Here is a 12,863-nt window from a genome sequence, read left to right as displayed (position 1 = left end):
TTATCGCCCAAACTGGTTAAATTTTAACAGTGACAACTACCCTGCCAGATAGGGTTATGATGACTACACATGACCCTGTACAAGCAAACTTCCTCCGTAGAAAGTTTGAAAACGATGGTATAGATGTCTCAATTATTAATCTAACACCTTCATCTAATGGGGTCAGAGCAAATGTTAGTAATTCGAAGGCAACTTCATTAGCTCAATTAGAGTAAAAATCATCCAAAATAAAGTATTGCATTGGTACTTAGAGAGCACTAAGCTCACTTGGCTGCTGCTTAATAATAGTCGTCATGTTGAATAAAGATTAACAATACGTTTGTCGATTTCTTGCCAAATAGTCTTGTAAGTCATGCCCAAAAGAACTATGATCAAGTTGTAGATGAAAGGCGGTAGAGGTATCCCCTTATAAAACAGTATCAACCTCATTGGATTAGTGGCGGTAGAGGCATCCCCACATGAAATAGTATCAACCTCATTGGATTAATCTACATGAAAAAGCCCCTTTATTGGGGCTTTTTTGTATGTAAAGGAAAACGATGGATATAAGAACATTAAAACAAGACTCCTATGACAAACTGTCTAAAGATAGACCACAAGTGCTAGAAAAGAACCGTGGTTATGGCATTGTATCGATTACCATCAACACCCTTACCTATGCGATACCTTTACGCAGTAATATGAATCACAACAATGGGTTCAAAACTATTTCCATGAAACGTGGAAAAAAGCTGATCTGGAATGGTCTTGATTATTCTAAAGCGCTTATCGTTGAACAGGATGACATAGAATCAACAGCTTTCAAGCTCAGAGAGCAGAAAGAGTTTGATAAAATTCAATTGAATAAAGATAAGATTCAAGCTGAATTTGAAATGTATGTATCTGCTTATCTTGAATGTGTGAAGAAAGGTACTAGCACAACAGACAGGCGATTCATTTTCTGCACGTTGCAATACTTTCACTCCGAATTGGGGATTTAAGACGTAGTGCAATTTCTGGAAACTGATATAGTGAATCTCACTTTTTAGGAAAATTAGTTCCAAAAGTCGATTTTTCTGGAAGAGGCTCTAATACCTTTTCCTTTTTACCTTTCCAGATTTATTACTGAATCCACCTGTGTTGGTAGTTTGTTACCATGCGATAAACCACTGTAAGTCAAAGAAATATTATACAAAAGCCGACCTATGTCGGCTTTTTTTGTTTTTTACCGTATGGTTGGGATGTTTATTAACCGAACAGCATTTTACATACTTAACTTGGAATCAAGATCAAACTACAATCGCGCGCTATAAAATTACACGCATAAAAAAAACAATTAGCTCTAATACATGAAGGATGTACGAGTAATGAAAAAAGTGAGTATTCTCGCAGCAGCGATTGCAGTGGCTTTAACAGGTTGTGGTAGCGACAGTTCTAATTCAGGTGTCACAACACCGACAGGACCATCCACAACAACCAACAAGTTTATCGATGCCGCTGTTGAAGGTATCTACTACAGCACTAGCTCTGGTTCAAAGGGCATCACAAACAGCGAAGGCGAATTTACCGCTAAGTCTGACGATACGGTGACCTTCTTCATTGGTGGTGAAAATGGCTTGAAAGTAGGGGCAGCATCAAACCGTGATGTACTGACACCATTTGAAGCGGCGGGCAAATACGACCGAGCTCTAAATTTAGCAATTCTACTTCAGTCTTTAGATAACCAATTTGGTAGCGCTTCTGATGAAGTACTGACAATTCCAGATGCGTTGCGCGAACCTGATGCTGCGACGTTAGCGAAGATGAAAAACCTAAGTCTAGATGACCGTGATTCTGTTACAGACTTCCTAACAGCGATGGGAGTCACTTCAATTACTAATGAATCTGAAGCATTGGCTCATATGGAGAAAGCATTCGGAGAAAAATCAGGGACTGTTCGCGGCAGCGCTGATGCCAATCCATTTGTAGCGAAAAATGGGCAATTTATTCGCTCAATCATGGTGAGACAGTATGATATTAACGATCCAAACAACCGCCCTAACGACAAAACAATGTTAGTTCACGCTGACAAAATGCTCCCTAAAGCTGTGTTTGAACATACACGTGGCACGCCTTACTTCACTTATCAAGATTCAGCCAATGGTCTTATTGCTGTAAGTGACAGCGACTCTTTATTGTCATACGCAGACGCTGAAAAGTACATCAGCTGTGTATTGGCAGGGAGTTCTGCAGGCTGCAATCAAACAGCTCACCCAGACTTCACCCTAAACGCTCCGTTTTCTTACCTTCTACTTGATAAAAGCAAAGAAAATACCACACCTAAACCAGAGAGTTACGGTTGGGCACCTTTCATTGAAGGGAATCAACAAGTCCTCAACCACTACACGCCAAACAAACTGGAAGATGATCGAGATGAAGGCGATGCAACCCCTTCATACCAATATGAAACTCTTTCAGGTAGCTATGACCCAATTACAAAAATATACACACAAATTCGTTCAAAAACAGAGTTAAGCGACCCATCAAGCGAATCAAGTAAAGCAAAGCGTATCGAAGAAAGTTTGAATTTCTACTATCACGTAGAAACACCTAGTGACGAAAGGTACGTGGATTTCACTGGGTCTTGGGATACCACTCAGATTTGCGCTGATGGACAAAATGCTGTCATGAGAATGGTATTTGATTCTGAGGGCGCTACCGTATCAGGGAAAGAGTGCAATGCAAACTCACCGGCAGATCTTGAAGACTCAGGCAAGAAGTATACCTATGAAGAGCTTGCTGCAATTGACTATTGGTGGTTTAACATTTCAGGACATGAATCAAAAGCAACACTGACAGATCTAAACTCAGTCGTGCGCTTCTGTGATGATACTGACAATGGTTATATTCCTGGTTCAGGAGATAAATGTCCTGTTGATGCAAATGGTAATAATCAAGAATACATCATTAAATGGGAGTATCAGCCAGCAGGTACTAACTGGGATGAAGGGTTGCTAACTCGCCGTAAAATGACTCCAGACGGATCAACAACAGGCCGTGTTAGCATCATGCAGAAAATCAACTAACCTTTGAGTTAGTTTGATGACTTATTAATAAACCAGAAGCTGAGCTTCTGGTTTTTTCATTTTTAACACACATGAACCTTCAAACAACCATCAACGTAGATACAGAAACAAAGAACTATCGAGAACAACATGGAGTTTGTTATGAATCTACTCATTGAATCATTTGAAGGCGGGATCTACTTGGCTTACCAAATCATTGGCGAGCAAAAGCAGTTAATCAAAGACGACCACCAGCACCCAATGAAGTTTTTGAGTGTTAACCAAGCCCGCGACCACTTCAGTGATCAAGGCGTATCGTCGGCAATGCTGATACACAACAGTGCATACGATGAGATGTGCGGTGAGCATTGTGGTAACACCCAACCATTCGAAATTGATTTGAAGTGGAGTTAAATCAACTTCAAATCAATCGCAATAAAAATTGAAAGGCTTGCAGCGATGCAAGCCTTTCTTATGGGAATCGCTTTCCCTATCTGCACTGAAATCAGCGCAATGTTCGTTTCTGCCTGCGTTTGATATTTTGCTCTTTCACTACAAAGTCGAACAGCGGAGCAAAAAGGTTAGCAAACAAGATCGCCAACATGATGCCCTCTGGATAAGCAGGGTTGAGCACTCGAATACCGACCGTCATCACACCGATCAAAATCCCGTAAGCCCACTTACTCTGATTAGTAAACGCGGCAGAAACTGGGTCGGTTGCCATAAAGAAAGTGCCAAAGGCAACACCGCCCAATACAAAGTGCCAGTAGAACGGCATCGAGAACATCGAGTTGGTATCAGAGCCAATCCAGTTCATCAAACTCGAAGTCACGACGAGACCGATAATCACACCGGCAACAATGCGCCAAGAGGCGATCTTCATGACAATCAGAATCAGACCCGTCAACATGATAAGCAATGAAGAAACCTCGCCCATCGAACCCGGAATATTACCGATAAAGGCGTCCATCCAAGTAATCGCCTCGCCAGTCATGTTATTGATGAGTGACGTGCTGCCACCTTCATACCATTGACTTAAAGGTGTCGCACCTGAATAGCCGTCAGCGGCAACCCACACAAGCCCGCCCGACATGTTCGCTGGATAGGCGAAGTAGAGAAACGCGCGGCCTGCGAGTGCAGGGTTGAGGAAGTTTCGCCCTGTACCACCAAACAGCTCTTTCGCGACAACGATACCAAAGGTGATACCTAGCGCTGCTTGCCATAACGGGATAGTCGGTGGAAGAATTAAGGCAAAGAGAACCGAGCTAACAAAAAATCCTTCGTTGACCTCATGCTTACGTACAACGGCAAACAGCACCTCCCAGAAACCACCGACGACGAAAACTGTCGCGTAAACGGGTAAGAAGTAGAGAGCCCCGAGCAGCATTTGACTTCCCCAGCTACTTACTATCAATGACTGTGCATCACCAAATGCCCATGACAAGCGCCAACTACTCTCAATAACCGAGGTAAGTTCGTTAAGTTGATAACTGGATGTAAGTGCCGAGACACTCTGGTGCCCGACGTTATACATGCCCCAGAACATGGCAGGGAAAGTCGCCAGCCACACCAGAATCATAATACGCTTGAGATCGATACTATCTCGAACATGGGTCAAGCCTCGGTTTACGTTGCCGGGCGTATAAAAGATGGTGGCAAACGCCTCATAGACAGGGTAAAGCTTTTCGTATTTACCTCCGGCTTCAAAACGCGGGGCTACGTCTTCTAATCGTTTCTTCAAACTCATAATCTCAATCACCTTATTGCTTGAGTTATGGTTTTCTACGCACCAACTGCTCTATTTGAACAATTTTTAGCTATTTTTAATCAAATTTGTATTGAAAATCCGAGTATCCGGAAATCGACCTGATATTGAAAAGAAAGGCGTATAAACAACAAAGCCCCAGCAATGGCTGAGGCTTATCTGGTCTTACGCACGTCTTCGTTATTTCACACACATCACATTAAGTAGTGAGGAGCCTTTAAGCTGGTTTACGTTACCGTTAGTAAACAGGCCTTTTTTATCCGCTCCCCAATAAGGTAGATGCATTGGCCAATTCTGATTTTCCATGACCTTCGACCCTAAGAGACTTTGCCACTGCTTTTCACTCAACAGCGTCATATTAATCTTATCACATACTAATTCGGCACTGTCGTAATAGAGTCGGCTCCAAGGTTTACCTTGCTCCATATAAAACTGTTGTTCATCACCTAAAAGATAAGGAATCGCATATTTACTCCCCGCAACACTCGCTGTCATGCGTATTTCAATGTTCAGATCATTGTCTGAATTTGCACCATGACTAGGGAAAGCTTGAATGGCAGCAGCACTCGCGACTGCAGCTTTTTGAGCAGCTGCTATCGGCTTCGGCGCTGGTTTCGCTGCTACTTTAGCCTTAACTGGGGCTTGATGCTTAACCGTTTTTGGCTCTGCCGTTTTTGACTTCATTGCTTTGGTCACGACTGGTTGTGAAGAAGAGGTCTTCGATTTATCAACCATACGAATAAAGGCTTCGCCATAGCCAGAAACCTTACGTACCTGAGCTAAGTCTTTTCTCGCATCAGAGAAAGTAGAATAAGGACCAATTAGGCAGCGATAGTCTCCACCTTCGGGCTTCATCCATACGTTAGTTGAAATCTTCTCATACAATGGCTTTGCTTTGCTCAGTGACAAAGGCTTATTCAACAAACCACATTGAACCCAAAACAGCTCATTATCTGAATGATGTTTAGGCGCTTTACTGCCCCAAACACCTTTACCAATCGGACATGATTGTTCTAGCTGTGGTAACTGATTGGTGCTTGCCTGAGTCGCATCGCATAGAACCGATTCGGCATTAACTTGGCTTGATACCAACAGGGATGCAGCAATAAGCCCCATACGATAATTTCTAACCACAGCACGACATACAACATTCATTGTCAACTTCATAACCACCACTTAAACCCTCTAGGGGTTAATTATTACCGAACAAATGTCGATAAAACATGAATTCCATTTTAAGTACTATTGACTCTATCAATGGTACTAAGTTCCAAATTCATTAAGCAAAAAAAGAGCCGTAATTGCTTACGACTCTTAGTTTAGTGATTTTTTTTACTAAAAATCAAACTGAACTATCACCCTTTATAGATTTTCGGGTTAAACACGTCACGTAACCAGTCGCCTAGTAGGTTGATAACTAGAACCAATGTCACCAAAAGCACACCTGGGAATGCAGTGATCCACCATGCTCCTGAGAAGATGTAGTTAAAACCAGTACTAATCAGAGCACCCAGTGAGGGTTGGTCGACTGGAAGGCCTAAACCTAGGAAAGAAAGTGCCGCTTCTGACATGATGGCATTTGCCACCTGTACTGTAGAGATAACCAAAATCGGTGATAAACAGTTAGGCAGGATATGACGGAACATGATACGAGGTGCTCTAAAGCCCATCACACGTGCCGCTTCTACGTACTCTTTCTTCTTCTCTGCTAATACTGATGCACGAATAGTACGCGCATACTGCGGCCATTCTGCGATACCAATGATCACCACCAGCATCACCACAGCGTATTGTGCATAGAAGTCACTACCGAAACTTGCCTTAAAGATGGCCGAGACAATGATCGCAACCATCATGGTTGAGAACGAAAGCTGAACATCAGCGAAGCGCATCAAGAAGCTATCAATACGGCCACCGAAGTAACCTGCAGACAAGCCAATGATGATACCAAGCGTCAGTTGTAGACCTACCGCTAAGAAACCAATGGTCAGTGATAAACGAGAACCGTAAAGCATAGTCGATAAAATATCACGGCCTTGCTCATCCGTTCCTAGCAAGAAGCGTTCTTCGCCGTCTTCCATCCATGATGGTGGAAGTTCTGAGTCCATGATATCAATCGATGTCACGTCGTACGGGTCTGTTGGCGCTAGGATAGGTGCAGCTAGAGCCATCACCAAGAAGATTGAGAAAATGGCGAAGCTCACCATTGCCACTTTGTCGCGTAAGAAGTAATACACAATGTCAGATTGCTTAAAACGTTCCCAGCGAGACGGCACTGTCGATGTCTGTTCCATGATTATGCTCCTTTCCCTGTGATGTTAACGGTTGGGTTGATAACACCGTAAAGCAAATCAACAATCGTGTTAGTCACGACGAAAATAAGACCAACAAAAATAACGTATGCAGTAATCAGTGGTGTATCTACACGGTTGATTGCTTCTAAGAATAAGAAGCCTGTACCTGGCCACTGGAAAACAGTTTCCGTAAGAATGGTGTAAGCCACCATAGTACCAATCTGAACACCACCAACGGTAAGTACCGGTAGCATGGTGTTTTTCAATGCATGTTGGTAATAGATTTTGTTTAGCGCTAGGCCTTTCGCTTTACCAAACTTAATGTATTCAGAACTTAGAACTTCTAACATTTCAGAACGAACTAGACGAATAAACAGCGGCAGCATGATAGATGCCAGAGCAATACTCGGAAGTACTAAGTGTGCAAGGCCATCTAGCGTTAAGAAGCCAGACTCCCAACCAAACCAGTTGGCCGTATCACCACGTCCAAATGACGGCAGCCAACCGAGCTCGATAGAGAACACATACATCAGCATGATTGCAGTTAAGAAAACAGGAACCGAGATACCGACACTACTGCCTGCCATAATCAATTTGGTAAAAAAGCTTTTTGGGTGAATCGCAGAGTAAACGCCGAGTGGGATCGACATACAAACAATAATTAAAGAAGCACCAAATACCAGCTCCAGAGTTGCCACTAGTTTATCTAGAATCACATCAACTGCAGGTCGCTTAAAGAAGTATGAAGTACCAAGATCACCCTGTAGAGCTGCGCCTACAAAGCGAGAGTATTTTGTAACGAAGGGATCATTTAAGCCGAGTTCATCGCGTAGCGCTTGACGCTCCGCCTCTGAAACAGATTGACCGACTAACTCACGTAACGGGTCGCCCAGGTTATCCTGAATGGCAAACGCCACCAAACTGATCACAAACATCACTATCAGTGCCTGAAACAGGCGCTTGACCAGAAACGTAACCATTCCTTGCCCCTTATCTATCCATGACTATCTAATCGAAATCCGCGACTAGACAACAAAAAATTCAGTCTTAAAAAAGGTATTTAGCCAGACTGAAGGAAGACCAAATACCGAAACTTAAATCTATATCTTAATAATATTGAGAGCCTGAAAGCTTCAGGCTCTCGATTCTAGCAAGCTAGATTATTTTACAACTAGGTCGCCGAAGTAAGGCATAACCATTGGGTTTACTACGTCTGCTGCACCTACGTTAGATTTCGCGCCCCACGCTTCACTCTGCCAGTGTAGAGGAACGAAGACTGCATCGTTGTAAAGTGTTGCTTCAACGCCTTTCAGCATCTTAGAACGCTTAACTGGGTCAGTTTCAGTATTAGAAGCTTCTACAATCGCATCCATTTCTGGGTTTGAGTAGCCAGAACAGTTGTATTGACCACGGCCAGTCTCTTCGTTGCGAGTCATTGTTAAGAACTCGTTGAAGTTAGCTGAATCTTCAGTATCTGAGTGCCAGCCGATCATCATCATGTCTGCTGAACATAGGTCAAATTCTGGCCAGTACTGTGCTTTAGGCATTGTCTTAAGATCAACTTTGATACCAATCTTAGACAGCATTGCCGCAGACGCTTGCGCAACTTTCGCATCGTTCACGTAACGGTTGTTAGGCGCTGCCATAGTTAGTGTAAAGCCATCTTCGTAGCCCGCTTCTTTCATCAGCTCTTTCGCTTTTTTCAGATCGTAACGAGGAACTAGATCTTCGTTGTGACCCGCGTAGCCTGTTGGGCTCTGCTGACCAGCAGCGGTCGCGAAACCTTTCATGATTTTCTTAACAATACCTTCATTGTTAATCGCATGAACGATTGCTTGACGAACGCGCACATCTTTCAGTGCTTCGTTGCTGTTTTGGTTCATTTGGAACGTAATGATACGAGTACCAGGTAGCGTTACTAGATCGATGTTCTTAGCTTTTTTAACACGCTTGTGATCGTTTGGCGCAACAGGGTGAATCATATCAACGTCGCCAGAAAGAAGTGCTGCTACACGCGTTGCATCTTCTTTGATTGGCACAAGTGTTAGCTTGTCTACGTTACCTTCAGTTTCTGTGTCCCAGTAATCGTTGAAACGCTCGAACGTTACTTTAACGCCTTGCTCACGCTGCGTTACGATAAATGGACCAGTACCAGAAACGTTAGTCGAAGCAAACGAGTTACCGTGCTTAACTAGCTCAGATTTGTCATTACCTTCCGCTGTTTGACCAGAGTAGAACTTGCTGTCCATTGGGAAGATGTAGGTTGCTGTTTGTAGTACTAGTGGGTAAGCCGCTTTTGATACTAGCTCAACTGTGTAGTCATCCACTTTTACCATTTTTTCGTATGGCGTGAAGATAGACTTAAAGTCTGGAGAAGCTTGTAGACGTTCAAAAGTCCACACAACATCATCAGCAGTCAGTTCGTTACCAGAGTGGAATTTCACGCCTTTACGTAAGTTAAAGCGGAAAGTCGTTTCATCAACACGCTCCCAGCTAGATGCTAGGCGGCCTTCAAAATCCATCTCTTGAGTGAAACGTACTAGAGGGTCAAACACCATGTGAGACATTTGCAGTGTGCCACCAGACAGCTGCTCGTGCGGGTCAAGTGATACCGGGTCAGCTGCGTAGCCAACGGTAATATCTGCTGCTGCTGCACTAAAGCTTAGGCCAGCTGCCATTAAAGCTACTGCTAATTTGCTTTTCATGGTTTTCATTGCATAACTCCTTCATGCGGGAATCCAGATCCCTAGTTGTTGTATTTGCGTCTGTTTATTGTTTTTAGCAAGCTAAACTCCAGCCTGCTGATTTTTATACCGCGGCTTGTGCCACTGCTTTTTCTTCTCTTAAACCTGTAAATTCAGGCATTAAAGAAATTAGGTGTTTGCTGTATTCATGCTGAGGCGATTGGAATAGCTGCTCAGTTGGCGCTACTTCCAATAGTTCTCCCATTTGCATCACACCAACACGATCACACATTTGGCGAATAACCGGTAAATCGTGACTGATGAACAGCATGGTTAGGTTGAGCTCGTCTTGTAAATCTTTTAATAGGTTAAGGATCTGAGCCTGAACCGACACATCCAGCGCCGAGGTAGGTTCATCACAAATCAAAAGACGTGGACGAGTTGCCAAGGCGCGAGCGATAGAAATACGCTGACGTTGGCCACCTGAGAATTCGTGTGGGTATTTAACCCCAGCCATCTTGCCTAAACCAACGTGCTCTAGCAGGTCGTTAACGATCTGACGAGTTTCATTCTCGTTACGCGTCAGTTTATGGAATCGGATCGGCTCAGCAATGATGTCGAATATCTTCATTCGAGGGTTCATTGATGTATAAGGGTTTTGGAAAACCATCTGCATTTGACGACGCATTGGGCGACGTTCTTTTTCAGATTTAAGTCCCGTAAGATCAACGCCTTCAAACGTTACCTTACCTGAGTTAGGTGCGTACAAACCAGCAATCACACGAGCAATCGTTGATTTACCCGAACCAGATTCACCAACAAGACCAAAAGTTTCACCTTCGTGTACTTCAAAGCTCACGTTGTTTGACGCCTGAACGTACTCACGACGACTCTCAAAGAAAGAATCCTTGGTAGTAAAGCGCAAGTTTACGTTTTCAACATTCAACAGTGGACCAGTGTAATCACGGTGGTCTTGGCTTTGACCTAACCAGTGGTTTTTCACATCAAGTGGTTCCATCTCATGTGCTTCTTCGATGTAGCTCACAAGAGGAAAACGATCAAGTTTACGATCTGAACGCGGAACCGCGGAGATAAGACTGTGCGTGTAAGGGTGTTCAGGAGTACCAAGGACTTTCGCCGTCGGACCAAACTCAACCAAATCACCACGATACATAACGGCCACGCGATCGGTAACATTAGATACCACACCCATATCGTGTGTGACCAACATACAACCTACATTCTTCTTAATACATAGGTCGCGAATCAAACCCAAGATCTGATCTTGAATAGAAACATCCAGTGCGGTTGTTGGTTCATCTGCGATGATTAAGTCAGGTTCACCTGCCAATGCTATCGCGATAACAACACGCTGACGCATACCGCCAGAGAATTGGTGTGGGTACTGCTTTAAACGGTTTTCTGGTTGCGGAATACCAACTTGGTTCATCAAATCTAATGAGCGCTGGTAGGCTTCTTGATCCGAAACCTTCATGTTGGCATGAATCGTCTCTTTTAACTGCTGTTCTACTGTGAATAGAGGGTTAAGAGAAGTCATTGGATCTTGGAAGATAAAACCAATCTTTGAGCCGCGAACAGAACGCATCTGTTCAGGAGATAAGCCTGAAACTTTTTCACCGTCCAGAAATACCTCGCCGCTAGCAATGCGACCAGGAGGGCTCAGCAAATCGATCACAGCATTACCTACTGTTGATTTGCCTGCACCAGACTCGCCTACAACGCCAACAATCTCACCACGTTCAATGTTGAACGAAAGTGATTTCACTGCGGCGTGAACTCCATGACGAGATGGGTATTCGATACGAAGATTTTTTACTTCTAAAAGTGACATTACCAGACCTCTACTGCTTTGGCAGCTTTCTGCCCTGTCTGCAAAATTGAATCCATTCTTACCAGAATATTGTTCTGATATTTTATACGGTTGACAATTTGGCAAATAATTCACAGAAAAGCAACAAAAATAGGATAAAAAGTCGACATTAAACGCTTAGCAAGTAAAAATACCACATAAGTATTCACTCGAATAGCATATAGTAATGAAAACCAGCATTATATTTCCAATAATAAATACTCACAAACCCCTTACTACTGCGTACTTGTAGAGTTAAACATATCATTCAAAGCACATATCCCCATCAATCACCAAGATCAAATAATTATTCCAAAAAACAATTAACACTATAGAAACAAACGCTGACTTTACCAATTTAAGCAAACAAAATAACCAGATAAAACCAACCCAACAACATATTCAACCATATGTTTTTTTTGATAAATACAAACAAGAAAAACGAAAGATTTAATAAATCAAAGGATTTTTTAAACAACAAGATTCGAAGAAATCTGTCAAATACAGGCCTTAGAGAACATATTTAACGTCAAATTTCACTTTTCATAAAAATCCTTAGACCAAACCTATTAATTTGTCGAATGATTGGTGGTGAGTTTTATATAAAATTAGATATCGATCTGCACATTTGATAAAGCAAACTGCTCCGTATAAGCACCATAATGGAGATAAAGGGTAAAAGCCTGCCTTGTTATATGGAGGGGGAGATTTACGGAGGTGACATCAGGCAAGATATCGAAGCGGTTGAGGTCCCAGCATTAAAAATTGAGGATTACTGAAATGAGAGATGTAAAAAAGCCCCGTCATTCCTGACACGGACGGCTAGTTGAGGCTTCTTAAGGTGGCCAGTGAAGAGACATCCTTTGAACATCAGGCGAACCCCATTTGGGTTCCAATCTAGTGATCTACAGATGAAAAAAAAGCTCATCATTTCTGATGAGCTTTCTTAAAGGTGGTCGGTGAAGAGACATCCTTTGAACATCAGGCGAACCCCACTTGGGTTCCAATCTAGTGATCTACAGATAAAAAAAAGCTCATCATTTCTGATGAGCTTTCTTAAAGGCGGTCAGTGAAGAGACATTCTTTGAACATCAGGCGAACCCCCACTCTGTTCAAGTTATCTAAATTTCAGATGCAAAAAAGCCCTAGTCTTTCGACTAGGGCTTCTTAAGGTGGTCGGTGAAGAGGGATTCGAACCCCCGACCCTCTGGTCCCAAACCAGATGCG

The 12,863-nt window shown here is 43.0% G+C and carries 9 protein-coding genes; 3 read left to right on the top strand and 6 right to left on the bottom strand.

The window, feature by feature from the left end:
• Positions 1-539: 539 nt before the first annotated feature.
• The 3 genes from tenpIN (at position 540) to ACED53_RS21305 (ending at position 3,437) form a co-directional block, all read left to right on the top strand.
• A complete protein-coding gene (tenpIN, locus tag ACED53_RS21315) occupies positions 540-980 on the top strand; it encodes a type III toxin-antitoxin system TenpIN family toxin (RefSeq protein WP_017099985.1) in 441 nt (146 codons plus the stop codon).
• Positions 981-1,346: 366 nt separating this feature from the next.
• Positions 1,347-3,044 (top strand): hypothetical protein, encoded by a 1,698-nt coding sequence (locus tag ACED53_RS21310; RefSeq protein ID WP_017099984.1) that lies wholly within the window; start codon positions 1,347-1,349, stop codon positions 3,042-3,044.
• Positions 3,045-3,185: 141 nt separating this feature from the next.
• Positions 3,186-3,437 (top strand): DUF6482 family protein, encoded by a 252-nt coding sequence (locus ACED53_RS21305; RefSeq protein ID WP_017103429.1) that lies wholly within the window; start codon positions 3,186-3,188, stop codon positions 3,435-3,437.
• Between the two features lie 91 nt (positions 3,438-3,528).
• On the opposite strand, the gene ACED53_RS21300 is transcribed toward ACED53_RS21305, so the two are convergent.
• The 6 genes from ACED53_RS21300 to ACED53_RS21275 all read right to left on the bottom strand — a co-directional run bounded on the left by ACED53_RS21300 (position 3,529) and on the right by ACED53_RS21275 (position 11,618).
• Entirely contained in the window at positions 3,529-4,770 is a 1,242-nt protein-coding gene (locus ACED53_RS21300) for an NADH:ubiquinone reductase (Na(+)-transporting) subunit B (RefSeq protein ID WP_017099983.1), read from the bottom strand.
• A gap of 198 nt (positions 4,771-4,968) precedes the next feature.
• On the bottom strand, positions 4,969-5,955 hold the full coding sequence (locus tag ACED53_RS21295) for an SPOR domain-containing protein (RefSeq protein ID WP_017099982.1): 987 nt from the start codon (positions 5,953-5,955) through the stop codon (positions 4,969-4,971).
• Positions 5,956-6,143: 188 nt separating this feature from the next.
• Positions 6,144-7,082 (bottom strand): ABC transporter permease, encoded by a 939-nt coding sequence (locus tag ACED53_RS21290; RefSeq protein ID WP_004735541.1) that lies wholly within the window; start codon positions 7,080-7,082, stop codon positions 6,144-6,146.
• Between the two features lie 2 nt (positions 7,083-7,084).
• The gene (locus ACED53_RS21285) at positions 7,085-8,062 is read right to left on the bottom strand and encodes an ABC transporter permease (protein ID WP_009848074.1); all 978 of its coding nucleotides are present in this window, start codon (positions 8,060-8,062) and stop codon (positions 7,085-7,087) included.
• Between the two features lie 180 nt (positions 8,063-8,242).
• Entirely contained in the window at positions 8,243-9,796 is a 1,554-nt protein-coding gene (locus ACED53_RS21280) for an ABC transporter substrate-binding protein (RefSeq protein ID WP_009848075.1), read from the bottom strand.
• A 94-nt stretch (positions 9,797-9,890) separates the two neighbouring features.
• Complete coding sequence (locus ACED53_RS21275; RefSeq protein WP_009848076.1) at positions 9,891-11,618, bottom strand: ABC transporter ATP-binding protein; 1,728 nt, start codon at positions 11,616-11,618, stop codon at positions 9,891-9,893.
• Between the last annotated feature and the right edge of the window lie 1,245 nt (positions 11,619-12,863).

Origin of the sequence: Vibrio sp. 1F169 (assembly GCF_041439605.1) — a bacterium.
Taxonomy (GTDB): Bacteria; Pseudomonadota; Gammaproteobacteria; order Enterobacterales; family Vibrionaceae; genus Vibrio; species Vibrio tasmaniensis_A.
The sequence above is the reverse complement of the archived record's forward strand: the minus strand, read 5'-3'. Positions and strand labels throughout refer to the sequence as shown.